Genomic DNA, 23,759 nt, shown 5'->3' with positions numbered 1-23,759 from the left:
GCGATGAACGCACCCTTGCATCGGCCGCCGCTGCTGGCCAGGATCAACTGGTACTGGACCTTCCAGCTGGCCGGCTGGGGCGCGCTCACCCTGTTCAACAGCGTGTATGGCGGCTCCACGCAGCTGCGCATCGTCGTGACGATTGCCAGCTGGGGCTCGCTGGGCGGGCTGCTGCTGTCGCACCTGTGGCATGGCGTCCTGCGCCGGCGCGGCTGGGCGGTGAACGGCTTGCGCTGGAGACGCATCGTACCGTCGCTGATCGTGCTGGCCGCCATCCAGACGGCCAGCGTGACGGCCGCCTTCCACGTCATGTATCCGCCGGACACCATCCGCGGCATCGCCTGGCTGCCCGGCGCGCTGCTGTTCTGGTTCGGGGTATTCCTGACCTGGACGGTGTTCTACTTCACCGCGCTGTCGCTGCGCCGCGCCAGCCGTTTCGAGGCCGAGGCGCTGCGCCTGGAAGTGCTGGCCAAGGATGCCCAGTTGCGTGCCCTGCAGGCGCAAGTCAATCCGCATTTTTTCTTCAACAGCCTCAATAGCGTGCGCGCGCTGATCTTCGAAGACCGCGAAGCGGCCGCGCGCATGATCGATCAGCTGGCCAACCTGATGCGCCATGCGCTGCAGTCCAGCCAGCACGCCACCGTGCCGCTGGCGGCAGAACTGAAGGCCGTGCGCGCCTACCTGGCCATCGAACAGAGTCGCTTCGAGGAACGCCTGCGCGTCAGCTTCGACATCGCCCCCGGCCTGGAGCTCGTGCGCGTGCCGCCCATGGCCCTGCAAACGCTGGTGGAAAATGCCGTCAAATATGGCGTCGAAGCGAGTGCCGATGGCGGCGACATCCGCATCGCGGCGCGGCGCGGCGCTGGCATGGATACGCTGCAGATCGAGGTCGCCAACACGGGCAGGCTGCGCAGCGCGTCCGGCTCCACCGGCATCGGCCTGCACAATGCGCGCCAGCGCCTGCAGCTGGCCTGCGGCGAGCGCGCCAGCCTGGAACTGTGCGAACAGGCCGGCTGGGTATACGCCACCATCCACTTGCCGGAGCTGGCATGAACGGCCAGCCGCTCAAGATACTGCTGGTCGATGACGAGCGCCTGGCGCGCGCCGAGCTGCGGCGCCTGCTGGCGCCGCATGTGCAGCAAGGTGCCGTGGAAATCGTGGGCGAGGCGGCCAGCGCGGCCGACGCCATCACGCAGATCGGCAAGCTGCGCCCCGACCTGCTGCTGCTCGACGTGCAGATGCCGGGCGGCTCCGGCTTCGACCTGCTGGCCGCGCTGGACGATGCGCCCGACGTCATCTTTTGCACGGCCTTCGACCAGTATGCGCTGCAGGCATTCGAGGTCAGCGCCCTCGACTACCTGCAAAAACCCGTGCAGGCGGCGCGCCTGGCCACGGCGCTGGCGCGTGCCGGCGCACGGGCGCAAGCCGTGCCGCCGCCTGCGCCGCGCAAGGTCTTCATCAAGGATGGGGAACGCTGCTGGTTTGTGGCGTTTGACGATATCCGCCTGCTGGAATCGGAAGGCAACTACACGCGCGTGCATTTCGGCGAACAGCGTCCGCTGATGCTGCGCACCCTGAACCAGCTGGAAGAAAAACTCGATCCCGCCCTGTTCCTGCGCGCCAACCGGCGCCAGATCGTCAACCTGGCGCAGGTGGCGCAGCTGTCACCGAACGGCGCCGATGGCCTCGACCTGCACCTGCTGGACGGCAGCGTGGTCGAGGTCTCGCGCCGCCGCGCGCAACAGTTCAAGGCCGCCTGCGGCCTATAGCGGGACTATTTCAGCGCGGGGATCGGCTGCGCCTGGAATACGGGGCGCGGCTGCTCCTTGAGCTTTTTCGCCAGCATGTCGAGCGCCACTTCCAGCTGGCGGTCGGCGCCATTGAAGGTGGCGTGCGGCGGGTTTTCCACCTCCACGTCCGGCACCACGCCCACGCCTTCGATCAGCCACTGGCCATCGATGCCGAACTGGCCGTTTTCCGCCACGCGCGCCATGCCGTTATCCGCCAGGCGCGTATTGTCGCTGAGCCAGACGCCGGCGCCGGCCGTGCGCTTGCCCACCAGCGGCGCCAGGCCCAGGGCCTTGACGCCGGCGGCAAAGGTCTCGCCATCTGAATACGTGAGTTCATCGACCAGCACCACCAGGTGGCCGCGGAAGGTGTTCTGCATGTTCGACGATGGCTGCACGCCCGGCGGCGCCCAGTAGGCCCAGGCCTTGCGCAGCAGTTTTTCAATGATCCAGCTGTCGATATTGCCGCCGTTATTGCGCCGCACGTCGATGATCAGACCTTCGCGGTTGATGTTGGCGTAAAAATCGCGCGCGAACGAGGCGATGTCATTCGGGCCCATGGCGCGCAGGTGCAGGTAGCCGATGCGCCCCTGCGAAGCGGCCGCCACCTGCTCGGCGCGGCTCAATTCCCAGTCGCCATAGCGCAGCGCCGTCTGTTTCGCCATGTTGACGGGCGTGACGATGACGGCGCGCGGCGCGCCCTTGCCATTCCCCCGTTTGACCTGCAACAAGACCTGCTTGTCGGCCTGGTTCAGCAGCAGGTCGCTGATATCGCGCGCGGCCAGCACGTCCTTGCCGTTGACGGCCGTGATCACGTCGCCCGCCTTCACATCCACGTCGGGGCGCGACAGCGGCGCGCGCGCCGAGGGCAATTCCGCTTCGCTGCGGTAGACATGCTCGACCCGATAACCGTCGCTTGTCCGCGCCAGCACGGCGCCCAGGCCCGCAGGCGTGCCTTCCTGCTCGGTGCGGCGCAATTCGCCGGGACGGATCTGCGAATGCAGCGCGCCCACTTCGGCCACCATCATGCCGAGTAGATCATTGAGTTCGGCGCGGTCCGTGACCCGCTCGACCAGCGGCGCATATTTGTCGCGCGCCGCCTTCCAGTTCACGCCGCGCATCTTCGCGTCGTACAGGAAGTCGCGGTGCAAGCGCCAGGCATCGTTGAACATCTGCTTCCATTCCAGGCGCGGATTCGACACAAACGTCCAGTCGTCAACCTTGACCTTGGCTTTCGACAGGTCGGACGGCAGCTTGGCGCCCGCTTCGATCACCAGCATCTCGCCCGGTCCCGTAGCTGCCGCGGTGCGGTAGTACAAATGCTTTTTATCCTGCGCCAGGTCGAATTCACGCACGTTGGCCACCAGCAGTTCCGGCTTGGAACCGGTATTGCCAATCGACAAAGTCTTCAGGCTGGACTTGTTCTCGCCGCTGTCGCGTTCGAGGAAATACAGGCGCTTGTCATCGGCGGCCAGCGCGCTGTAATTGCCCGCCGCCAGCGGCACTTCATACAGGCGCTCGGCCAGGCCCTGGCTGACGATGGCCGGCAGCGCAGCCGCTACCTTTTTCACGGCGCCCTTGCCGCCGGCCTTTTCCAGTGCCTTTTCCGCCGCCAGTTCGGCCGCCTTCTCATCGTCCGTCTCGGCCGGCTTGACGCCAGGGCGGCTCAGTTCATCGTCGGGCTGGAACGGGAAACGGTTGCCCGGCTGCAGCGCCAGCGCATACACGCCGATGCGCTTGTCGAATACGGGGCCCATGTTGCGGTCGCCCCACGGCGAACCATTGGCCAGCTGAAAATTGCGCGCCGACATGAAGTACAACCATCGCCCGTCGGGCGAAAACACGGGTGAACCGGACGTATAGCGGTCGCTGGTGACGAACTGCAGCTGTTTCGACGCGAGGTTGTACAGGCCGATCTGCTCGCGCTGCTCATTGCTGGCCACACGCACGATGGCCAGGTTGCGGCTGTCGGGCGACCATTGCACTTCGTCGTGCTTGTCCACGCCCGCCTTGCCCGCGTCGTCGATCAGCGCGTTGCCCCTGGTCGCCAGGTCCAGCAGCCAGAAGCGGCCCTTCTTGTCCGTGTGGGCCAGCCAGCGTCCGTCCGGCGACGGGTACAGTTTCCAGCGGTGGTTATCTCCCTGCGTCGTCAGCTGCTCGCCCTTGCCAGAGCCATCGGCGGCGTACTTCCAGATTTCATTCTCTCCGCTCGTGTCGACGATGGCGAAGACGGATTTTTCATCGCTGGAAAAGACGGCGTCGCGCGCCCGCGCCCCTTCGGGAATGGCGATATCGACGCGGCGCATGCTGCCCGTGCCGGCGATGCTGACGCGTCCGCGAGCCGTCAGGATGATGCGCTCATCCTTGCCGGACAGCTGCACATTGCTTAAGGTATCCAGCGGCGAACGGATCTGGCGCGCGCGCTGCTGGTCGAAGTCGGATACGAGGCTGATCGGCAATGGCGATGAGTCCGTCCCTGCCGCCAGGTCCAGCACCTGCAGGTCCGCGCCCAATTGATACACAATCTTGCCATCGCCCAAGGAAGCATTACGCACGTCCCATTGCTTGTGCGTCGTCAATGCGCGGCGGTCGGAACCGTCCGGCAGCATGCTCCACAGATTGTCGCTGCCGCCCACGTCGCTAATATAGTAGACGCGGCCCTGCCACCACATGGGACGCTTGTTGTTGCCAGCCAATACGGCAGGTTCCGCATGCATGCGCACGGCCTCGCCCGTGCCGCCCAGCTCATAGCGCCACAGGGTGGCATGCGCGCCGCCCCGGTAATTGCGCACATTGTCGTTGGTCATGGCCAGGCCGAAACGCGTGAAGAACAGCGTCTTGCCCGCATCGTCAAGCACGGCGTCGTTGGCATCGGCCACGGGAAACACGCGGCGCGTCTGTTTCACGGGGTCGATGGCGGCGACGATGCGGCGCGAAGCGGGACCATCCGTGTTTTGCGTGCTGACCAGCACCTCGCCCTGCGCCGTCCAGCCCAGGACCAGCACGCCGCCGTTGTCATACGAAATACGCCGCGGCAAGCCGCCTGCCAGCGGCATCACATACGCTTCCTGCGCCCCTTCATAGGCGGCGGAAAAGGCAATCCATTGGCCATCGTGCGAAATCGCCGCGTTCGTTTCATAGCCGGGATGCGTGGTCAGGCGTTGCGCGGCGCCACCGCGCACGCTGCTTTTCCACAAGTCGCCTTCGGCGGTAAACACCACGGTATCGCCGCGCACGGCGGGAAAGCGGAAATAGCTGCTGGCAGGAGAAGAGGCAGCGGTGGCGTTGCCCAGCAGGCCGGCGGACAACAGGAGCAAGCTAAGATTGCGGGAAATTTTCATATGAGCATCCAGATAGCGGTCAGGTGGCATGGACATCATGTCGATACCGGACAGCAATTCTGGCATAACTATGACCAAAGAAAACCTTCTTAAAACCTTCTTTATTGCCCACAAAAACGTAAAAAAACCCGCGCCACTTGCGTGGGCGGGTTTTTGTTGACAGCAGGAAGCTTATTCCACTTCCACCGTTTCCGGCGCAGCCGTCGGCGCCGCGTCTGGCGGTTCCGGGAATTCCAGCAAGACCTGGTCCTTGTCGTCGAGGTCGACCGTGACACGTCCACCCGTCACCAGGCGGCCGAACAGCAGTTCGTCGGCCAGGGCCTTGCGGATCATGTCCTGGATCAAACGCGCCATCGGCCGCGCACCCATCAGCGGATCGAAGCCTTTCTTGCCGAGGAAAGCGCGCAGCTTCTCGGTAAACACGGCTTCGACCTTTTTCTCGTGCAACTGCTCTTCCAGTTGCATCAGGAACTTGTCGACCACGCGCAGGATGATTTCCTGGTCCAGCGCGCGGAAGCTGATGGTCGCGTCGATACGGTTGCGGAACTCCGGCGTAAACATGCGCTTGATGTCGGCCATCTCGTCGCCAGCCTGCTTCGAATTCGTGAAGCCGATCGACGTCTTTTGCAAGCTTTCCGCGCCCGCATTCGTCGTCATGATGATGATCACGTTGCGGAAATCGGCTTTGCGGCCATTGTTGTCCGTCAAGGTACCGTGATCCATCACTTGCAGCAGGATATTGAAAATGTCCGGATGGGCTTTTTCAATTTCATCGAGCAGCAAGACCGCATGCGGCTTCTTGGTGATCGCTTCCGTCAGCAAGCCGCCCTGGTCGAAACCAACATAGCCCGGTGGCGCGCCGATCAAACGGCTGACGGCGTGGCGTTCCATGTATTCCGACATGTCGAAACGAATCAGCTCGATACCGAGGATGAAGGCCAGCTGTTTCGCCACCTCGGTCTTGCCGACGCCGGTCGGACCGGAGAACAGGAAGGAACCGATCGGCTTGTCTGTCTTGCCCAGGCCGGCACGGGCCATCTTGATGGCCGACGCCAGCGCATCGATGGCGGGATCTTGCCCGAACACGACATTGCGCAGGTCGCGGTCGATCGTCTGCAGCTTGCTGCGGTCGTCCTGGTTGACCGTTTGCGGCGGAATGCGCGCGATCTTGGCGATGATGTCCTCGATCTCGGCCTTGCCGATGGTTTTCTTTTGCTTCGACTTTGGCAAGATGCGCTGTGCCGCGCCCGCTTCATCGATGACGTCGATCGCCTTGTCGGGCAGATGGCGGTCGTTGATGAAGCGCGCCGCCAGTTCGGCCGCCGTCGACAGGGCCGAAGCCGAGTATTTCACGCCATGGTGCTCTTCGAAGCGCGATTTCAAGCCGCGCAGGATCTGCACGGTTTGCTCGACGGTCGGCTCGTTGACGTCCACTTTCTGGAAACGGCGGGAGAGCGCATGGTCTTTCTCGAACACGCCGCGGAATTCCGTGTACGTGGTCGCGCCGATGCACTTCAATTGACCGTTGGCCAGTGCCGGTTTCAGCAGGTTGGACGCGTCCAGCGTGCCGCCCGACGCCGAGCCCGCACCGATGATGGTGTGGATTTCGTCGATGAACAGGATGCCGTTCGGATTGTCCTTCAATTGCTTGAGCACGGCTTTCAGGCGCTGTTCGAAGTCACCGCGGTATTTGGTACCGGCCAGCAAGGCGCCCATGTCCAGCGAATACACGACGGCATTCTGCAGGATTTCCGGCACATCGCTTTGCGTGATGCGGTAAGCGAGGCCTTCGGCGATGGCCGTCTTGCCCACGCCCGCTTCGCCGACCAGCAGCGGATTGTTCTTGCGGCGGCGGCACAGGATCTGGATCACGCGGTCGACTTCTTCCTCGCGCCCGATCAGCGGGTCGATCTTGCCTTCGGCAGCGGCCTTGTTCAGGTTTTGCGTGAACTGGTCGAGCGGGCTTTCCTTCGGCTGGCCGTCGACGGGCGCTTCTTCCACCCCTTCGGAGGCTTTCGCGCTTTCCGTCGACTGGTCCTTGCGCACGCCGTGCGAAATGAAATTGACCACGTCCAGGCGCGTCACGCCCTGCTGGTGCAGGTAGTACACCGCATGCGAATCCTTTTCGCCGAAGATGGCCACCAGCACATTGGCGCCCGTGACTTCCTTCTTGCCATTCGAGGCGGACTGGACATGCATGATGGCGCGCTGGATCACGCGCTGGAAACCAAGCGTCGGCTGGGTGTCGACTTCGCCCGTGCCAGGCACGGTCGGCGTGTTATCGCCGATGAAATTGGTGAGGGTCTTGCGCAGGTCTTCTATATTGACCGCGCAGGCACGCAACACCTCGGCAGCGGAGGGATTGTCCAGCAGTGCCAGCAGTAAATGCTCAACCGTGATGAATTCGTGCCGTGCCTGCCGAGCTTCGACAAACGCCATGTGCAAACTTACTTCTAATTCCTGCGCAATCATACTTCCTCCATCACGCACTGCAGGGGATGCCCCGCCTTGCGCGCATGCGTTAAAACGAACTCCACTTTGGTACACGCTATATCTTTAGAGAACACGCCGCACACTCCTTTGCCGTAGCGATGAACACTGAGCATGATTTGCGTCGCCGTTTCACGGTCCTTGTTGAAATACTCCTGAATGATGGCCACCACAAATTCCATCGGGGTGTAGTCGTCATTGAGCAAGGCTACCTGGTAGAGCGGTGGCGGCTTCAGCACTTGCCGCTCCAGCAGGGTTTCTGTGTCGTGCTTGGTTGCCATACGCTTATTCTAATGCTTTCACAGTGGTTGTCATGCGCAATATCTACGCCTTTCCAATTGTTTTCAATCTTACGCGTTTTCTTAATACTGCGCAGATGGCGACCTTGCCGTCAAAATCAAGAGTTGCTTTTTTGGTTGCCGTGAAGAATTTGGCAATATCGATGGAAAAGCGCTTGACTTCATTATTTATTCCGCCAACAATGCTGTATCGACTGTTGCAGTAATGTACAGCTTGATAAGAAGTGAGACGTCGAGGAGGGGGCAAGAAGCTTCTTGCTTTTATGGCTCGTGTGATTTGTTTTAATTTTGAAAGTTCTTTTTATGGCAACAGGTACAGTTAAGTGGTTCAATGATTCCAAAGGTTTTGGCTTCATCACTCCAGATGATGGCGGCGAAGATTTGTTTGCTCATTTCTCCGCAATCAACATGAACGGTTTCAAGACCCTCAAAGAAGGTCAAAAAGTTCAATTCGAAGTCACGCAAGGCCCTAAAGGCAAGCAAGCTTCCAACATCCAAGCAGCCTAAGCATCGCCGGCCCTCAGATGTGAAAAACCCCGTCTCCTGACGGGGTTTTTTTTCGTCCGCAAGGTGCGCGGCACCCTGCCCCTCCAGTTACATGTGCTCGATCATCACTTCGCCGAAGCCGGAGCACGACACTTGCGTGGCGCCTTCCATCAGGCGGGCAAAGTCATAGGTGACGCGTTTCGAGGCGATCGATTTTTGCATCGAAGAAATCACCAGGTCAGCCGCTTCCAGCCAGCCCATGTGGCGCAGCATCATTTCCGCCGACAAAATCAACGAACCGGGGTTCACGTAATCCTTGCCTGCGTACTTGGGCGCCGTGCCGTGCGTCGCTTCGAACATGGCGACGGAATCGGACAGGTTGGCGCCCGGCGCGATGCCGATGCCGCCCACTTGCGCCGCCAGCGCGTCGGAAATGTAATCGCCATTTAAATTCAGGGTGGCGATGACGCTGTATTCGGCCGGACGCAGCAAGATCTGTTGCAGGAACGCGTCAGCGATGGAATCCTTGACGATGATGTCGCGGCCCGTCTTCGGATTCTTGAACTTGCACCATGGGCCGCCATCGATCAGCTCGGCGCCAAATTCCTTTTGCGCCAGCGCATACGCCCAGTCACGGAAGCCGCCTTCCGTGTACTTCATGATGTTGCCTTTATGCACAATCGTCACGGATGGCTTGTCATTGTCGATAGCATACTGAATGGCCTTGCGCACCAGGCGCTGCGTGCCTTCGATGGACACGGGCTTGATGCCCAGGCCCGACGTGGCCGGGAAGCGGATTTTCGTCACGCCCATTTCATTGACGAGGAAATCCATCAATTTCTTGGCCTCGGGGGAGCCTTGCTGGTATTCGATGCCGGCGTAGATATCTTCCGAGTTTTCGCGGAAAATCACCATGTCCGTCTTTTCCGGCTCTTTCACGGGCGATGGCACGCCCGTGAAGTAGCGCACGGGGCGCAGGCAGACGTACAGATCGAGCTGCTGGCGCAGGGCCACGTTCAGCGAGCGGATGCCGCCGCCGACGGGCGTGGTCAGCGGGCCCTTGATGGAAACCACGTAATCTTTCAGCACGGCCAAAGTTTCTTCCGGCAGCCACACATCGGGGCCGTACACATTCGTCGATTTTTCGCCCGCATAGATTTCCATCCAGCTGATCTTGCGCGCGCCGCCGTAGGCCTTGGCCACGGCGGCATCGATCACCTTGATCATGACCGGGCTGATATCGATGCCCGTGCCATCGCCTTCAATGAAGGGAACGATGGGATTATCTGGTACATTCAGCGAAAAATCGGCGTTGACGGTGATTTTTTGGCCGTCAGCAGGTACAGTGATATGTTGATACATCGTGATCTCCGAAGTGGGACACACCGCTGGCGGGCAACGCAGGCCGGCGACGCGCTCTGCGGTTGCAGAGTTTACAAAAACAAGTGCGAACATGGCGGCAACAACGCACTTTAGCAGGGAAAGAACACCCGGGCTATCTGGGGCGCCAAAGAATCTCAATGCCATACCGTCCATGTCTTCTATAAGACATAAGACTAACATCCATATTATGCACCAGTATCCTACAGGGCGCCACGCTTTTGCGGCGCCAACCAGCAGCCACCATCGTTTACATCAATTCCTCTACCAGCATGCCACTCATCCTCTTCAATAAACCATTCCAGGTCCTGTGCCAGTTTTCGCCGCAGGATGGCCGCGCCACCCTGGCCGACCATCTGAGCATCCCCGGCATCTACCCGGCCGGCCGGCTCGACGCCGACAGCGAAGGCTTGCTGCTGCTGACGGACGACGGCCGCCTGCAGCACGAAATCAGCCACCCCGACCGCAAGGAAGCGAAAACCTACCTGGTACAGGTCGATGGCGTGCCCGATGCAGCCAGCCTGGCGCGCCTGCAGGCGCCGCTGGACCTGGGCGACTTCATCACCAAGCCATGCAAGGCCGTGCGCATCGCCGAGCCGGACTGGCTGTGGCCGCGCAATCCGCCCATCCGCGCACGCGCCGACAAGCCGACCTCATGGCTGGCAATCACCTTGAAAGAAGGAAAGAACCGGCAAGTGCGGCGCATGACGGCCGCCGTCGGCCTGCCCACCCTGCGCCTGGTGCGCAGCGCCATCGGCCCATTCTCGCTGGCCAGCCATCCCTTGCTGCCCGGAGAATGGTGCGAGGTGCCGGCCGAGAACATTGGGAAAACGTGAGCCGGACAAGAAAAAACGCCTTCCGTACCGAATTTTGCCAATAAGCACTATTTATTTTTAGATAATGCATTAAAATCATCTGACCTCAACATGACCGAAAAGGAAAGATGATGACAAAAGTAATACTGGCCCTGGCCGCTTCCCTGCTTGCCGGCACCGCACTGGCGCAATCGGGCGCCCAGGTGCACGCTTCCGCCGCGACCGATGCCGTCAAGCCGCCGCCCGCATCGGCTGCCAGCCATGCCTCGGCCGCCACCGACGCCGCCAAGCCGGTGCCGCCGGCATCGGCCACCGTCAACGCTTCGGCCGCGACGGATGCGGCGCGATCAGGTGCATCGACCAAGGCCTCGGCGGCAACGGATGCGCCGCGCCTGATTCCCCAGGCGCGCAAGACCAAGCAGCCGGCCACTGAAGGCAAGCCCGTGAAATAAACGCGGTTCCCGGGGTTACGGCAGCATGTTGCTGTAACCCCACGCTTTCGGCGCGGCCGGGCAGCACGCTTGACCAGGCGGCCACCAGCATGGCTTAATCGCCGCTTCGCAGCCACCGTCCCGCCCCATGAAAAATTCCCTACGCCGTCTCAGCCTGTCGATCGCCCTGCTGGCGTGCGCCAGCATTGCTCAAGCGCAGACAAAGAGCTTGCAACTGTCGGCTGGCATGCATTTGATCCAGGCGGAAGTGGCCGCCACGGAAGAGCAGCGCGAACAGGGTTTGATGTACCGTGAAAAGATGCCGGCCAATGCGGGCATGCTGTTCGTCTTTGGCAACCCATCGACGCAATGCATGTGGATGAAGAACACGCCGCTGCCCCTGTCCGTGGCCTTTATCGATGCCGGCGGCAAGATCGTCAATATCGAAGACATGCAGCCGCACACGCTCGACAGCCATTGCTCGACCAGGACAGTACCCGTGCGCTATGCGCTGGAAATGCACCTAGGCTGGTTCAAGCAAAGAAACATCAAGCCGGGAATGAACATCGGCAACTTGCCGGCGGCACGCTAGGCCGGCGCGGCCGCGGTCTGCCGCTGGCGGGCGTGGCCGCAAAAAAGGTGAAAAAACGCGAAAAAACCCGCCAGAATGAATCTGCGGGTTTTTGCTTTTCAACCAGCGCCAGCGTACCGGCACAGGCAAGGCCACCATGGTGGCTTGCCTGCTGGCGAATATTAAGCGGACAGTGCTTTCAAAGCGGCTGCCAGACGGCTCTTATGGCGAGCTGCCTTGTTTTTGTGGATGATCTTCTTGTCAGCGATACGGTCGATGGTCGACACGGATGCTTGGAAGATTGCAGCAGCAGCTGCCTTGTCGCCGCCCTGGATCGCTTTGCGAGCAGCTTTGATAGCCGTGCGCAAGGTCGAACGTTGGGACGAATTGTGTGCGTTTTGCTTAACTGCTTGACGAGCGCGTTTGCGCGCTTGTGCGGTATTTGCCATGGAATTTCCTAAAACAGGGTCAAAGTGCGTTTGCAAACATTAGTGTTTGCCAACCGGTGCGTTCTGTGCGTCTGCCGAACCATGTGTGCCAAACCAGTGCCTGTCAAACATTAGTGTCTGCGTAACAGAATTCTGTACAGCCTTCGATTATAGCGATATTTTCAAGCGGGGGCAAATCAAAAAACCGGGTATCGCGTCAAAAACACCTGAAAATGGGGCCGACAAGGGCGAATCGGCGGCGCTTGTTACCCGCTTGTTACCATATTTTAACCGTTTGCCAGTACCGCGCCCGGCTATAATCTGGCCCCATGAACTTGCTTAAAACCCTCGCCGCCATTTCCAGCATGACCATGCTGTCCCGTGTAACCGGATTATTGCGCGAAAGCCTGTTCGCGCGCGCCTTTGGCGCCGGCGCCTACACGGACGCCTTCATTGTTGCCTTCCGCATCCCCAACCTGTTGCGCCGCCTGTTTGCCGAGGGAGCCTTCTCGCAAGCCTTCGTGCCGATCTTGTCTGAATACAAGAACCAACATGGCCAGGAAGCCAGCAAGCAACTGGCCGACCATGTGGCCACCACCCTCGTCTGGGCCACCTTGCTCGTGTCCGCCATCGGCATCGTCGGCGCGCCGTGGTTCGTATATGTGATTGCCACCGGCCTGTCCAAGGACCCGGGCGCTTTTGACGCGGCCGTGTGGATGACGCGCTTGATGTTCCCTTATATTACTTGCATGTCCTTCGTGGCCCTGGCCGGCGGCATTCTGAATACCTGGCGCGAATTCAAGATTCCCGCGTTCACGCCGGTGCTGCTGAACCTGTCGTTCATCGCCGCCTCGCTGTTCCTCGCGCCCCATCTGGAGCAGCCGATCTATGCCATGGCCATTGCCGTGTTCGCCGGCGGCCTGCTGCAGGTGGCGATCCAGATCCCTGCGCTGATCAAGATCGGCATGCTGCCGCGCCTGTCGATCAACCCCGCCATCGGCCTGTCCGACGGCGGCGTGCGCCGCGTGCTGAAAAAGATGGGGCCGGCCGTGTTTGCCGTCTCGGCAGCGCAGATCAGCCTGATGATCAACACGAGCATCGCCTCGCGCCTGGCCGAGGGCAGCATTTCCTGGCTGTCCTATGCGGACCGCCTGATGGAATTCCCCACCGCCATGCTGGGCGTGGCCCTGGGCACCATCTTGCTGCCCAGCCTGTCGAAGGCGAATGTGGATGGCGACAAGACGGAATACTCGGCCCTGCTGGACTGGGGCTTGCGCCTGACTTTCCTGCTGGCCCTGCCTGCCGCCGTCGGCATGGCGACCCTGGCCACGCCGCTGATCGCCACCCTCTTCCACTACGGCAAGTTCACGGCCGAATCCGTGACCATGTCGACGCAGCCGCTGGTGGCCTACAGCCTGGGCCTGATCGGCATCATCCTCGTGAAAACCCTGGCGCCCGCCTTCTATGCGCGCCAGGACATCCGCACGCCCGTGAAAATCGCCATCGGCGTGCTGATCGCCACGCAACTGATGAATCTGCTGTTCGTGCCCTACATCGCCGTGGCCGGCCTGGCCCTGTCGATCGGCCTGGGCGCCTGCCTGAACGCCAGTTTCCTGTACTGGGGCTTGCGCAAGCGCGGCATCTACCAGCCGAAGCCGGGCTGGGCCAAGTTCTTCCTGCGCCTGCTGCCGGCACTCATCGTGATGGGCGGCGTGGCATATGTTGGCGCCATGCGCATCGACTGGATCGCCATGCAAGCCCATCCGCTGCTGCGGGCCGGCACGCTGGCCCTGGTGGTGGCCGTGTGCGGCGTGGCGTACTTTGCCACTTTGTTCCTGGTTGGCTTCCGCTTCCGCGATTTCAAGCGCCACGCGTGACAAGCTGTGCAGGACGTTGTTGCCGGCGTCTCGCCGTACTAGCGTACTGTCTTCGACTTGGCGCCTGGTCCTGCGCAGCTTGTCCGGATTGTGCAGGACGTTGTTGCGGCGTCTCGCCATACTGACGAAAGACGAAAAAAAACCCGCCGAAGCGGGTTTTTTTTCATTGCAGCGAAAGCTTAGGCAGCTTTCTTGGCGCGGCGGCGTGCCACGGCGCCGACCAGTGCCAGGCCGCCCAGCAGCATGCCATAGGTTTCTGGTTCTGGTACTGGCAGGGCCGAAACCGTGCCTACGTACTGAACATTTTTCACCAGCGTCAGGCCCGTGACTTGCACCGTGTACGTGCCTGCAGCCAATTGACCGGCCCAGCTCAGATTCTGGATGCCGTTGGCCGTGCTCTTGGCCAGGCTGCCATAGCCGACCAGGCTGGCGGCGAAATCCTTGATCGCGCCGTTAGCAACGGAGAACGTTTGCAATGCACCGAACGAGGTCGACGATGGGGCCAGCAACTGGAAAGTCCACGAATCATTGATTTCCGAATTGATGGCGAACTTGGTCGTGAAAGCCGACAGGGTGTCCGAACCGGTTGGGTCCAGGATGCCCAAGTCGTAGGTTGCTGCCGACGCGCTGAACGATGCTGCTGCCAGAATGCCTGCAGCGATAAATTTCAATTTCATAGTTTATCCCTTAAAAAGTAATTTATGGCTGCAATGCGCAGGCCACCAATAGTTTTAGTACCGGAAGTACTAGACAGGATGGTAGCATAATCACATCAAATTACTTATAAATATTTTATCGAAGTTTCATCCATGATAACTATTTTCGAAATGAACTATTTGCCACTATCTATGAATTTCTATGGAAAAATAGTTACCGGGGCATACATCTAATTTTTCCCATGTTTAACGGTGAAAACGCCTATTCGGCAGGGTTTTCAACGGGACTTTGCGGTTCAGGCGGCTCAACTGGCTCTGGTGGCGCCTGTTCTTGCGATGGAGTAACAGGGCGGGAAAACAACGGTGGCGCCGGCAAGGCGGGCATGATGCCGGCCTCATCACTAGCCGGAACAGTTGTCGGTCCCGCAGGCGGCACCGATGACAGCCGTGCATCGACCATGAAGCGCCACTCCGAGAAATGCGCCTTGCCTTCGAAGCCCGCAAACCGGGCCTCGAAATTGCCAACCTTTAATGGCACCGCCTGCGACAGGCTGTGTACGCCGATGATGCCCTGGCTGCCGGGCTGGTACAGCAAGCCCCACTCGGCGCGTCCCGTGATGGGGTCCACATAGAGCTTGCGCAAATGGCGGCGCAGTTGCGGAAAGCGGGGGTCGCGCAGCAAGGCCGCCAGGGTCGGAGGCTGCTGCGGCTGGCCGGCCGGCGTGGCGGCTGCATAGCTGTAGAGGGCATCTGAAAACTGCGCGCCGATGTCGAGCAACTCCTGCTCGGTCGCCTGGCGCTGCAGCAAGGAACCCATCTTCAGTCCGGCCGCCCCCACGAGGCCCAGGATAGCCACCAGGATGATCAGGCCCAGGTAGGTAAAACCACGCTGGCGGCGCGCAGGACGGTGCATGGCCGCTACCAGTCGGCAAACGGCGTGCCGCTGCGGTCCTTGCCGGGCGCGCCGCTTTTCACGTCATACACCTGGCCCGGCGTGTCGTCGGGCGGCGGCACGATGAGCCAGCTGCTGTCGCTATCGGTGATGGGATCGATGGGCATGGCCCGCAAATATTTCTTTTCCACCAGCTGATCCAGCGTATCGGGATAGCGCCCCGTATCGCCGTGGAACTGGTCGATGGTCGCGCGCAGGTTGCGCAAGTTGTCCGCCAACACGGTTTCCTTCGCCTTGTCCAGGCTGGGAAAGTAGCGGGGGACGGCCAAGGTCAGCAGCAGCGCCACGATGCCGAGCACCACCAGCAACTCGATCAGGGTAAAGCCGCGCCTGCGGTGTGGGATATTTTCAGCAGCCATGGTTCACCATAGACGGTAAGGCACGTTGTTCAAGCCCATTTTGCCGGATGTACAATACACATCGTAGACATCGTCGCCCTCGCGTGGTTCGGCCGCTTCGCTGGCGTAGCTGCGCTTGCCCCACGTTTGCGCATCGCTCAGGCCAGCGTCCGCGTTGAACGGGTCGCGCGGCACGCGGCGCAGGAAAAACAGCTTGCTTCGCTTCGGGTTGCGCTGGTCAGGCACGCCCTCGACCAGCAGTTCCAGGCTTTTCGGATAGCCGCTGGCGTCTGGCGCGCGCAGGATACGGCCCTCGTCGCCGGCCCGTTTATAGGCATCGAGCCCCTGGCGGATCTCGCGCAGCGCGCGCCGCAATTCCTGCTCCTGGCGCCGCTGCACCGTTACCTGGGTGACGGGGATCACCAGGGTGGCCAGCACGCCCAGGATGGCCAGGGTCACCAGCAGCTCGATCAGGGTGAAGCCGCCCTGCCCACCCTGCGCATGCGCCAGTCTCATTTGACGGGCGGCGGCGGCACCACCGGCACCGGCTGGCTCGATGACAGCGGCAAAGGCGCCGCCTGCAGCGGCACGGGCTGGCCCGACGATATCGGCAAGGGCGAGGCGGCCGGCTCGGGCGATGGCGCCACTTCCGGCGCCGGAACGCTCTGCGGCAAGGCCGATGGCACCTGGCCGGGCACCATCAGCGGCTGCGCCGGCGCCGGCTGCATGCCGACGGCCGACGGGCCGGAACGCACGATCACCGTGCCCGGCATCTGCGTGGGCGCCTTGGCCGCCATGTCGGGCCGGCGGCGGAAGCTGCCTTCCGTGCCGGCCGAGAATTCCGATTCCTTCGCTTCCGGACGCTGCACCGTGCGCACGAGGTGCGGCGTGATCGACAGCACGATTTCCGTCTTCTGGCTGTCGTCCTTGCTGCTGCCGAACAGGCGCCCCAGCACGGGTATGTCGCCCAGGCCAGGCACCTTGTTGCCCGAACTGCGCTCTTCATTGTTGATCAGGCCCGCCAGCACCTGGTTTTCGCCATCCTTCAGTTGCAGCATGGTCGAGGCCTGGCGCGTGCCGATCTGGTACAGGGTCGAGCCGCTGCGGGTGGTGGTGGCCGCGCCCAGGTTGCTCACTTCGAGCGAGATGCGGATGCCCACTTCATTGTTCAAATAAATGGTCGGCTCGGCATTCACCGTCAAGCCCACGTCCAGGTAACTGATGGACTCGGAAGCGAAGCCGCCCGTGCCGGGCGAAATGGTGGTGGTGACCACGGGCACCCTGTCGCCGATGACGAACTTCGCCTTTTCCCGGTTGCGCACGCGGATGCGCGGATTGGCCAGGATGTTCGCGTCGCCGTCCGTCTTCTTGGCGTTCGCCGTCACGGACAGGTCGCTCACGCCGATGGTGCGCTGGTTCAGGTTATTCAAGTCATTGATGGTCAGGCCCGCGCCGCCCGAGGTGGAGAGCGGCGTCAGGGTCAGGCTGGTGGGCCAGGCCACGCCCAGTTCCATCAGGCGGCTGCGCTTGACTTCGAGGATTTCCAGTTCCAGCACGACCTCGGCCTCCGGCACGTCCTGCAGCGCGATCAGGCGCTCGGCCAGGCGGATCGCCTCCGGCGTGTCGCGCACGATGACGAGGTTGAGTTTTTCATCGGCCACCACGTCGCGCGTCTTCAAGATGGTCTTGAGGGTGTTGGCCACCTGCTTGGCGTCCGCATTCGCCAGGAAGAAGGTTTTCACCAGCACTTCCTGGTACTCCTTCAATTTTGCCGCCACGTTCGGGTAGATCAAGATCGTGTTTGCATCCATCACCTGCTGTTCCAGCTGGTTCGTCACCAGCAGGAAGTAGACGGCCGATTCCACCGTGCTGTTTTTCAGGAAGATCGAGGTTTTCGCATCCGCCTTGACGTCCTTGTCGAAGACGAAATTGAGGCCGGAACGGCGCGCGATCAGCTCGAACACCTGTTTTAATGGCGCTTCGCGAAACTCGATCGTGATCGGCTGCTTGTACGATTTGGCCAGGCCCGATTCGACGATGGGCGGCGCCGTTTTGTCATCGACCTCGCGCAGCAGCGCGCGCGCGCCGGCGTGATTCGGCTGCTCGGTCAGGATCGCGTTCAGGCGCTGGCGCGCCGGGTCGTAGCGCTTGGCATCGATATCTTTCTGCGCTTCGGCCAGCAGCTTGCCCTGGCGCTGCTCGCGCTCGAGCGCGCGCAAGCCGCTGTTGGCCCGTTCGTTCTGCGCATCGATTTCCAGCACGCTCATGAACGAGGCGCGCGCCAGGTCGCCCTGCCCTGCCTGCGCCTGGCGCTCGGCCTGCTGCAAGCGGCTGCCAGTCGCCCGTTCGCGCGCCTGCAGATAGGCGCTGCGGTATTGCGCATTGCCGGGGTCCTGCTGCAGCGCCTCCTGCAGTTTTTGCAGGCCGGCCGGGATTTGATCTTGCGCAATCAGCTCGCGCCCGTCGCGGTAGGCTTGCTGCCCTGCGCAGCCGGACAGCAGCAAGAGCAGCAGCGCCGATGAAAAGGAACGAGACATCACTCGGAAACTCCAATGTTGAGCTGCTGAACCTGGTTCAACGGCAGATAAGTGAGCGTCATGACGGGCGGCGCAATCGTCACGACCTTGTAGGCGCCATCGATGACGGTATTGGCGCGCACGATATACGTCTTGTCGGCGCGCGACAAAAACACTTCCCAGGCGCCATCGGCGGCCGCCTTGCCCAGGTAGACGAAGGGCAGCGGCGGCGCCATCGGCGGTGGCGGCGGCGGTGGCGCGACGGCTACCATTTTCGGCGGCGGCGGATTCCAGTTCTGGCTCTGGAAGACAGCGCCGGCGCCGGCAAAGGTATCGCCATCCTCGCCCGCCACTTCGCTGCGCGGCAGCAGGGCCAGGATGGCCGGCTGCGCGGCTGGCGGCTTGGCTGCCGCATGGCGCGCGGGCGCGACGGCCCGCTCCACCGCTTCGGCCACCTCGGCCACGGGCTGGCGCTCGCCGAACAGCAGCAAGGCGCCCGCGCCCAGCACGCCGGCCAGCATGAGCCAATGGCGCGGGGTCATGGCGCCTCTCCCGCATCGCCAGGCGTATCGGTCAGATAAAAGGTCAGGCGCAAGCGCGCTTCGAGTTCCGTATCGGCGATCTGCTCGCGGCGAAAACTCAGTTCGTCGAGCGAGGCGAAGGGGACGGCGCGCAGCGCTTGCAGCGCGAACTGCCACACGGCCGCATAACTGCCCTTCAGCGGCAAGGTCACCTGATAGCTGGCAACCCTGCTGGCCTTGTCGTAGCCGCTCTTGTATTCGCCCTGCGCCAGCAGCAAGCCGTTTTTCGCGGCCAGGTCGAACAGCTGCTTGACTTGCTGCTCCGCGTGGCGCTGCTGTCCCAGGGCGGCATAAAAGCGCGCCAGGTTCTCGCTGGATGTCGCCGGCGGCGCCGCGATGACTGCGGCCAGCGATGGCTGCGGCAAGGGCCGCGCTTCCAGCTGCGCCGCCACGGCGCGCTGCTGCCAGGCCCACGCCCAGGCGGTCAAGCCCAGCGCGAGCAGGGCCACGGCCAGGCAGGCAGGCGCGCCCAGGCGGCGCAGCAGCAGTTGCGCGCGCAGGCGCACGCTATTGATGTCGATGGCCATCATGGCGTGCCCCAGCGCGCTTCAAGCTGGAAGCGCAAGGGTTTGTTCGGATCGAGCGCGTTGATTTCATGGCGCAGCAGTTGCACGCGGGTGCCGAACAGCTCCTGCTGCTTCAGTTGCGCCACATACGCGACCATGGCGTCGCTACTGGTCGTCTCGGCCGTGATCTTCAGCACGCGCTTGCGCGCATCCGGTTCCAGCGCCAGCAGCGCGATGGCGGGTGGCGTGGCGCTGGCCAGCGCATCCTGCACGTCGCGCCACGGCAGATTCAGTTGCAGGATGGCCGCATTCACGGCCGCCGCCTGCGCCGGCGCGATGGGTGTTTGCGGTGCAGCCACCGGTCCCTGCGTGGCGGCCATGACGCGCTGCTGCGCCAGCCGCCAATGTGCCTCGCTTGCCTGCTGCCGCTGCAGCGCGGCGCTGCCGCTGTACGCCGCCGTGGCGATCAGCGCCGCACCCACGGCGCCGATGCTCCACGCCCACGCGGGCACGCGGTGCAGGCTGCGGCGCCAGCTGGGCGGCGCGAAATCGATATCGAGGCGCGTCATGCCACGCCCCCGCTGCGGGCCAGCCGGGCGGCCGGCGACAAGGCGCCGTCCCCGTCCGGCGTGGAAAAAATCTGGCAGTGGAACTCTTTCGCCTGTGTCATCCATGCGGGCGGCGGCGCGCCGCACAGCTGCAGCAGCACCGGTGCGGGCACGCCTTGCAGCAGCGCCTCGCGCGCCAAGGTCTGCGCCAGCCAGCCAAGGCCGGCGTCTGCGGGCACGGGCAGCGCGCGCACGGCGCGCAGGCGGCCATCGTGCCGCACGCCCAGGGTCAGGACGTTCTCCTGCAACTGGCCAAACCAGGCGCCTGGCTTCAACGCGCCGTGCCAGCGGTTCCAGTGGCGCGCGAATTGCGGTGCGATAAAAATCAGGGCCAGCTTGCGTGCGTCGGCCACGCGCGTCAGCTGCGCCAGCAGCGCACGGGGCACGGCGCAAAAGAACGGCGCGCGCGCATCCCAGGCGCTGCTGCTGTGCCACAGGCCGGGCGCATCGCCATACAGCGACTGGAAGCGCAGCGCGGCGGCAGCCTCGATATCGGCCAGGCGCGCGGCGCCTTGCGGCATGTCCACTTGCCACAGGCGCGCCAATCCATTGTCGAGCACCACGGACAGGGGCCAGCCGGCGTATTGGCTGGCTGGCAGAATCTGTTCCAACGCCTGGCCCAGGGCGGCAAAGTCGCCATGCAGCGTGCCGTCCGGCACATACGCAGCTTCGCCCAGCAATATCCATGCAGGGGCGCGCCAGCGGCTGCTGCGCCACAGGCTCACCTTGCCCGCCGCCACGCCCAGGCGCAAACCTTGTCCAAAACCTCTACGCATGCAGGGTGACCCTCTTGATTTCCGTGATGGTGGTGGCGCCCCGCTTGACCAGTTCCAGCGCCGCCAGGCGCAGGCTGCGCGTGCCGTTCGCATACGCGGCCGCCTTGATCTGCCGGATCGGTTTCTTGTCGACGATCAGTTCGCGGATTTCATCGGTCAGCACGAGGATTTCGGCAATCGAGCGGCGCCCCTTGTAGCCCGTGCCGCGGCAGTCGCCGCAGCCCTTGCCCTGCTTGAATTGATACTGCGCCACGTCGGCGCGCGCCAGGCCCACGCTGGCCAGCTCACCATCGTCGGGCGTGTAGTCGGTGGCGCAATGGGGGCAGTTGGTGCGGATCAGCCGTTGCGCCCAGATGCCGTTCAGGGCCGAGACGAACGCATACGGATCGATGCCCATGTGGGTAAACCGGCCGAACACGTCGAAGACGTTATTCGCATGCACGGTGGTGAGCACCAGGTGGCCCGTGAGGGCCGACTGCACGGCGATTTCCGCCGTTTCGCGGTCGCGGATCTCGCCCACCATGATCTTGTCGGGGTCGTGGCGCAGGATGGAGCGCAAGCCCTTGGCAAACGTCAGCCCCTTCTTTTCATTGACGGGTATCTGCAAAATGCCGGGCAGCTGGTATTCGACGGGGTCTTCGATGGTGATGATCTTTTCGCGCCCGTTGTGGATTTCCGTCAGCGCCGCATACAGGGTCGTCGTCTTGCCGGAGCCGGTCGGTCCCGTCACGAGCAGCATGCCGTAGGCTTCCTGCGCCAGCGCGCGCAAGGCTTCCAGCGATGGCGCGTCAAAGCCCAGCGCTTCCAGGGTCAGGGCGCCATACGCCTCGATCATGGCGCGCTTGTCGAGGATACGGATGACCGCATCCTCGCCATGGATGCTGGGCATGATGGAGACGCGCAGATCGATTTCGCGTCCGCCCGATTCGACGCGGAAGCTGCCGTCCTGCGGCACGCGGCGCTCGGCGATATCGAGTTCGGCCAGCACTTTCAGGCGCGAGATGATGTGCTCGGCCACTTCGATGCCGTTGACGGACGTGGCGTGATCGAGCACGCCGTCGACGCGGTACTTGACGGCCAGGCCGCCGGCCGTGCTTTCCAGGTGGATGTCGGAAGCGCCCGCCTTCAGCGCGTCATATAAGGTCGAGTTGACCAGCTTGACGGCGGGACTGGCCGCTTCCGACACGCTGGCGAACGACAGCACGGCCGCCGTCTTGCCGTCGCGCCGCGCATCCGTGGCGGCGCCGGGCAGCAGGCTGTCGACGGCGCGCGCCGATTCTTCCTGCTTCGACAGATAGGCGCCGATGTCGGCCTGCAGCGCCAGGCGCACGTGCAAGGTGCCCTGCCCGGCGCGCGCACTCAGCCAGGTTTGCAGGTCGAGATCGAACGGGTCGGCAATCACGCCCACCAGCTGGCCGTCGGCGGCGCGCAGCAGCACGCTGTGGCGCGCCAGCGCCTGCGACAGGGGCAGCACATCGAAGGCGGGAGAAAACGCCAGCATGTCGGCCGTTTCCAGCACGTCCAGGCCGAACGGGCGCGCCAGTTCGCGCACCACGGCGCGCGCCTCGATGCCGCTCAGTTCCTGCAATTCCTCGACCAGGCTGCGCTTCGATTGGCGGCTCAGGACGCGGGCGCGCTGCAGCAGGGCGGCGTCGATGGCGACGCTGGCCAGGGTGGATTCGGCAGCGGTCTGCATCATGAAATATCGCCGGCAAGGTCAAAGATGGGCATATACAGCAGGATCACGATGGCGCCCACGACCAGGCCGATGCCAGCCATCAGCAAGGGTTCGAAAGTACGCGTAAAGCGGTCGATCCAGCGGCTGATTTCACCGTCGTAGAAGGCGGCCGACTGCGTCAGCATGGGCCCCATGTCGCCCGTGCGCTCGCCCACGCGCAGCATGCGCAGGGAAATCGGCGTCGTCAATTGATGCTGCTCGAAGGCGGACGACAGGGGCTGGCCCGCCTCGATGGCGCCGCGCGCGCCCTGCAAGGATGCCTGCATGCCCGGCGAGACCATCGCTTGCACGGTGGAAATCGCCTGCGCGATGGTGATGCCGCCTTCGGCCAGCATGCCCAGGGTCAGGTACAGGCGCGACAGTTCATAGATGCGCACGCGCTCGCCGATGCCGGGCAGTTTCGCCAGCAGGCGCGCCACGCCGCCATGGCGCAGCACGCGCCGCACGGCCATGAACACCGCGCTGCCGGCGAGCGCCAGCCCAAGCAGCAACAGCACGCCATGCTGCGTGACGAACTGGCCCCAGCTGAGCATGACTTGCGACATCCACGGCAGGTTGCGCCCTGCGCCCTGGTAAACCTCGGCGAAACGGGGCACCACATAACTGATCAGGAAGGCGCTGACGCCGCCGCCCACGGCCAGCAGGATGGTGGGATAGATGGCGGCGCTGACGATCTTGCCACGCACCGTATCGATGCGCTGCTGGTAGTCGATGTAGCGCGACAGCGCGCGCGGCAAGTCGCTCGTGCCCTCGGCCGCCTTGACGATGCCGATATACAGAGGGGGGAACAGTTCCGCCTGCTCTGCCAGCACGGCGGAAAAGCGCTTGCCTTCGCGCAAGCCTTCCAGCAGGCGCGTGAGCACGCTGCGCGTGGCCGGCGACGCTTCCTTTTCCAGCAAGGCTTCCAGCGCTTCGACGATGCCCAGGCCCGCTTGCAGCAGCGCCAGCAATTCCTGGCTGAACAGCAGCAGTGGCAAGGCGCGCGCCCGCTGGCGCCCGGCCGCGCTGAACGGCGTGGCACGCAACGGGCGGATGGCGCTGACAAACAAGCCGCGCGCTTCGGCCTGGCGGCGCGCGTCGGCTTCATCTCGGCCGTCGATCACGCACGTATGCAAGGTTGCTACGGCCTGGTCCGTGGAAAGCGCGCGTACTTCGAACTGCATGATGGCTTGTCCGTAGGAAA

23 protein-coding genes are annotated in these 23,759 nt (G+C 63.0%); 7 read left to right on the top strand and 16 right to left on the bottom strand.

Features of this window, described 5'->3' with window-relative positions:
• Positions 1-3: 3 nt before the first annotated feature.
• Together IGS58_RS20185 and IGS58_RS20180 are read left to right on the top strand one after the other, a co-directional pair.
• Positions 4-1,053: a sensor histidine kinase gene (locus IGS58_RS20185; RefSeq protein WP_230522507.1), complete on the top strand. Its 1,050-nt coding sequence runs from the start codon at positions 4-6 to the stop codon at positions 1,051-1,053.
• Positions 1,050-1,769 (top strand): LytR/AlgR family response regulator transcription factor, encoded by a 720-nt coding sequence (locus tag IGS58_RS20180; RefSeq protein ID WP_034782191.1) that lies wholly within the window; start codon positions 1,050-1,052, stop codon positions 1,767-1,769. Before IGS58_RS20185 ends, IGS58_RS20180 begins: the two co-directional genes overlap by 4 nt.
• 5 nt (positions 1,770-1,774) lie before the next feature.
• Here the strand turns inward: IGS58_RS20180 and IGS58_RS20175 are convergent, their stop codons facing one another.
• From IGS58_RS20175 to clpS, 3 genes are all read right to left on the bottom strand, one after another.
• Positions 1,775-5,128, bottom strand: a complete 3,354-nt coding sequence (locus IGS58_RS20175) for a S41 family peptidase (protein WP_230522506.1) — start codon at positions 5,126-5,128, stop codon at positions 1,775-1,777.
• 171 nt (positions 5,129-5,299) lie between these two features.
• Complete coding sequence (gene clpA, locus IGS58_RS20170) at positions 5,300-7,600, bottom strand: ATP-dependent Clp protease ATP-binding subunit ClpA (protein ID WP_034751575.1); 2,301 nt, start codon at positions 7,598-7,600, stop codon at positions 5,300-5,302.
• The gene (clpS, locus tag IGS58_RS20165) at positions 7,597-7,899 is read right to left on the bottom strand and encodes an ATP-dependent Clp protease adapter ClpS (protein ID WP_034751577.1); all 303 of its coding nucleotides are present in this window, start codon (positions 7,897-7,899) and stop codon (positions 7,597-7,599) included. The genes clpA and clpS overlap by 4 nt, the downstream gene beginning before the upstream one ends.
• A gap of 321 nt (positions 7,900-8,220) precedes the next feature.
• On the opposite strand from clpS, the gene cspE reads away from it, so the two are divergent.
• Positions 8,221-8,424, top strand: a complete 204-nt coding sequence (cspE, locus tag IGS58_RS20160) for a transcription antiterminator/RNA stability regulator CspE (protein ID WP_010395943.1) — start codon at positions 8,221-8,223, stop codon at positions 8,422-8,424.
• Positions 8,425-8,511: 87 nt separating this feature from the next.
• Here cspE and icd read toward each other — a convergent pair whose 3' ends face one another.
• Entirely contained in the window at positions 8,512-9,765 is a 1,254-nt protein-coding gene (gene icd / locus IGS58_RS20155) for an NADP-dependent isocitrate dehydrogenase (protein WP_070282785.1), read from the bottom strand.
• 290 nt (positions 9,766-10,055) lie between these two features.
• Here icd and IGS58_RS20150 point away from each other — a divergent pair, with 290 nt between their 5' ends.
• The 3 genes from IGS58_RS20150 (at position 10,056) to IGS58_RS20140 (ending at position 11,621) form a co-directional block, all read left to right on the top strand.
• Positions 10,056-10,619 (top strand): pseudouridine synthase, encoded by a 564-nt coding sequence (locus IGS58_RS20150; RefSeq protein WP_034782188.1) that lies wholly within the window; start codon positions 10,056-10,058, stop codon positions 10,617-10,619.
• Between the two features lie 110 nt (positions 10,620-10,729).
• On the top strand, positions 10,730-11,050 hold the full coding sequence (locus IGS58_RS20145) for a hypothetical protein (protein ID WP_230522505.1): 321 nt from the start codon (positions 10,730-10,732) through the stop codon (positions 11,048-11,050).
• A gap of 127 nt (positions 11,051-11,177) precedes the next feature.
• Complete coding sequence (locus tag IGS58_RS20140) at positions 11,178-11,621, top strand: DUF192 domain-containing protein (RefSeq protein WP_070253569.1); 444 nt, start codon at positions 11,178-11,180, stop codon at positions 11,619-11,621.
• A 161-nt stretch (positions 11,622-11,782) separates the two neighbouring features.
• Here the strand turns inward: IGS58_RS20140 and rpsT are convergent, their stop codons facing one another.
• Entirely contained in the window at positions 11,783-12,049 is a 267-nt protein-coding gene (gene rpsT, locus IGS58_RS20135) for a 30S ribosomal protein S20 (RefSeq protein WP_010395935.1), read from the bottom strand.
• 308 nt (positions 12,050-12,357) lie between these two features.
• Here rpsT and murJ point away from each other — a divergent pair, with 308 nt between their 5' ends.
• The gene (gene murJ, locus IGS58_RS20130) at positions 12,358-13,905 is read left to right on the top strand and encodes a murein biosynthesis integral membrane protein MurJ (protein ID WP_230522504.1); all 1,548 of its coding nucleotides are present in this window, start codon (positions 12,358-12,360) and stop codon (positions 13,903-13,905) included.
• A 179-nt stretch (positions 13,906-14,084) separates the two neighbouring features.
• On the opposite strand, the gene IGS58_RS20125 is transcribed toward murJ, so the two are convergent.
• From IGS58_RS20125 to IGS58_RS20075, 11 genes are all read right to left on the bottom strand, one after another.
• Entirely contained in the window at positions 14,085-14,582 is a 498-nt protein-coding gene (locus tag IGS58_RS20125) for an FxDxF family PEP-CTERM protein (RefSeq protein WP_070253567.1), read from the bottom strand.
• A 241-nt stretch (positions 14,583-14,823) separates the two neighbouring features.
• A complete protein-coding gene (locus IGS58_RS20120) occupies positions 14,824-15,474 on the bottom strand; it encodes a type II secretion system protein (protein ID WP_230522503.1) in 651 nt (216 codons plus the stop codon).
• A gap of 5 nt (positions 15,475-15,479) precedes the next feature.
• On the bottom strand, positions 15,480-15,872 hold the full coding sequence (locus IGS58_RS20115; protein ID WP_230522502.1) for a type II secretion system protein: 393 nt from the start codon (positions 15,870-15,872) through the stop codon (positions 15,480-15,482).
• Between the two features lie 3 nt (positions 15,873-15,875).
• Positions 15,876-16,367 carry a type II secretion system protein gene (locus IGS58_RS20110; protein ID WP_230522501.1) on the bottom strand — a complete coding sequence of 164 codons (492 nt, stop codon included), beginning with the start codon at positions 16,365-16,367 and terminating at the stop codon, positions 15,876-15,878.
• Positions 16,364-18,388 carry a secretin N-terminal domain-containing protein gene (locus IGS58_RS20105; RefSeq protein ID WP_230522524.1) on the bottom strand — a complete coding sequence of 675 codons (2,025 nt, stop codon included), beginning with the start codon at positions 18,386-18,388 and terminating at the stop codon, positions 16,364-16,366. Before IGS58_RS20105 ends, IGS58_RS20110 begins: the two co-directional genes overlap by 4 nt.
• Positions 18,388-18,909 carry a hypothetical protein gene (locus IGS58_RS20100; RefSeq protein WP_070253562.1) on the bottom strand — a complete coding sequence of 174 codons (522 nt, stop codon included), beginning with the start codon at positions 18,907-18,909 and terminating at the stop codon, positions 18,388-18,390. The genes IGS58_RS20105 and IGS58_RS20100 overlap by 1 nt, the downstream gene beginning before the upstream one ends.
• Positions 18,906-19,478 (bottom strand): hypothetical protein, encoded by a 573-nt coding sequence (locus IGS58_RS20095; RefSeq protein ID WP_230522500.1) that lies wholly within the window; start codon positions 19,476-19,478, stop codon positions 18,906-18,908. The genes IGS58_RS20100 and IGS58_RS20095 overlap by 4 nt, the downstream gene beginning before the upstream one ends.
• Positions 19,475-20,023 (bottom strand): hypothetical protein, encoded by a 549-nt coding sequence (locus tag IGS58_RS20090; RefSeq protein ID WP_070253560.1) that lies wholly within the window; start codon positions 20,021-20,023, stop codon positions 19,475-19,477. The genes IGS58_RS20095 and IGS58_RS20090 overlap by 4 nt, the downstream gene beginning before the upstream one ends.
• Positions 20,020-20,838, bottom strand: a complete 819-nt coding sequence (locus IGS58_RS20085; protein ID WP_230522499.1) for a hypothetical protein — start codon at positions 20,836-20,838, stop codon at positions 20,020-20,022. Before IGS58_RS20085 ends, IGS58_RS20090 begins: the two co-directional genes overlap by 4 nt.
• Positions 20,831-22,537 carry a GspE/PulE family protein gene (locus tag IGS58_RS20080; protein WP_230522498.1) on the bottom strand — a complete coding sequence of 569 codons (1,707 nt, stop codon included), beginning with the start codon at positions 22,535-22,537 and terminating at the stop codon, positions 20,831-20,833. The genes IGS58_RS20085 and IGS58_RS20080 overlap by 8 nt, the downstream gene beginning before the upstream one ends.
• A complete protein-coding gene (locus tag IGS58_RS20075) occupies positions 22,534-23,739 on the bottom strand; it encodes a type II secretion system F family protein (RefSeq protein WP_230522497.1) in 1,206 nt (401 codons plus the stop codon). Before IGS58_RS20075 ends, IGS58_RS20080 begins: the two co-directional genes overlap by 4 nt.
• Positions 23,740-23,759 lie beyond the last annotated feature (20 nt).

Origin of the sequence: Janthinobacterium sp. EB271-G4-7A, assembly GCF_020858075.1 — a bacterium.
GTDB classification, from domain to species: domain Bacteria; phylum Pseudomonadota; class Gammaproteobacteria; order Burkholderiales; family Burkholderiaceae_D; genus Janthinobacterium; species Janthinobacterium lividum.
Note: the sequence above shows the minus strand (reverse complement) of the source record. Positions and strands in the feature narration are given on the sequence as shown.

Coding starts and splice junctions, on each gene's coding strand:
- IGS58_RS20185 (WP_230522507.1), top strand. CDS start 4: ATGAACGCACCCTTGCATCGGCCGCCGCTGCTGGCCAGGATCAACTGG.
- IGS58_RS20180 (WP_034782191.1), top strand. CDS start 1,050: ATGAACGGCCAGCCGCTCAAGATACTGCTGGTCGATGACGAGCGCCTG.
- IGS58_RS20175 (WP_230522506.1), bottom strand. CDS start 5,128: ATGAAAATTTCCCGCAATCTTAGCTTGCTCCTGTTGTCCGCCGGCCTG.
- clpA (WP_034751575.1), bottom strand. CDS start 7,600: ATGATTGCGCAGGAATTAGAAGTAAGTTTGCACATGGCGTTTGTCGAA.
- clpS (WP_034751577.1), bottom strand. CDS start 7,899: ATGGCAACCAAGCACGACACAGAAACCCTGCTGGAGCGGCAAGTGCTG.
- cspE (WP_010395943.1), top strand. CDS start 8,221: ATGGCAACAGGTACAGTTAAGTGGTTCAATGATTCCAAAGGTTTTGGC.
- icd (WP_070282785.1), bottom strand. CDS start 9,765: ATGTATCAACATATCACTGTACCTGCTGACGGCCAAAAAATCACCGTC.
- IGS58_RS20150 (WP_034782188.1), top strand. CDS start 10,056: ATGCCACTCATCCTCTTCAATAAACCATTCCAGGTCCTGTGCCAGTTT.
- IGS58_RS20145 (WP_230522505.1), top strand. CDS start 10,730: ATGACAAAAGTAATACTGGCCCTGGCCGCTTCCCTGCTTGCCGGCACC.
- IGS58_RS20140 (WP_070253569.1), top strand. CDS start 11,178: ATGAAAAATTCCCTACGCCGTCTCAGCCTGTCGATCGCCCTGCTGGCG.
- rpsT (WP_010395935.1), bottom strand. CDS start 12,049: ATGGCAAATACCGCACAAGCGCGCAAACGCGCTCGTCAAGCAGTTAAG.
- murJ (WP_230522504.1), top strand. CDS start 12,358: ATGAACTTGCTTAAAACCCTCGCCGCCATTTCCAGCATGACCATGCTG.
- IGS58_RS20125 (WP_070253567.1), bottom strand. CDS start 14,582: ATGAAATTGAAATTTATCGCTGCAGGCATTCTGGCAGCAGCATCGTTC.
- IGS58_RS20120 (WP_230522503.1), bottom strand. CDS start 15,474: ATGCACCGTCCTGCGCGCCGCCAGCGTGGTTTTACCTACCTGGGCCTG.
- IGS58_RS20115 (WP_230522502.1), bottom strand. CDS start 15,872: ATGGCTGCTGAAAATATCCCACACCGCAGGCGCGGCTTTACCCTGATC.
- IGS58_RS20110 (WP_230522501.1), bottom strand. CDS start 16,367: ATGAGACTGGCGCATGCGCAGGGTGGGCAGGGCGGCTTCACCCTGATC.
- IGS58_RS20105 (WP_230522524.1), bottom strand. CDS start 18,388: ATGTCTCGTTCCTTTTCATCGGCGCTGCTGCTCTTGCTGCTGTCCGGC.
- IGS58_RS20100 (WP_070253562.1), bottom strand. CDS start 18,909: ATGACCCCGCGCCATTGGCTCATGCTGGCCGGCGTGCTGGGCGCGGGC.
- IGS58_RS20095 (WP_230522500.1), bottom strand. CDS start 19,478: ATGATGGCCATCGACATCAATAGCGTGCGCCTGCGCGCGCAACTGCTG.
- IGS58_RS20090 (WP_070253560.1), bottom strand. CDS start 20,023: ATGACGCGCCTCGATATCGATTTCGCGCCGCCCAGCTGGCGCCGCAGC.
- IGS58_RS20085 (WP_230522499.1), bottom strand. CDS start 20,838: ATGCGTAGAGGTTTTGGACAAGGTTTGCGCCTGGGCGTGGCGGCGGGC.
- IGS58_RS20080 (WP_230522498.1), bottom strand. CDS start 22,537: ATGATGCAGACCGCTGCCGAATCCACCCTGGCCAGCGTCGCCATCGAC.
- IGS58_RS20075 (WP_230522497.1), bottom strand. CDS start 23,739: ATGCAGTTCGAAGTACGCGCGCTTTCCACGGACCAGGCCGTAGCAACC.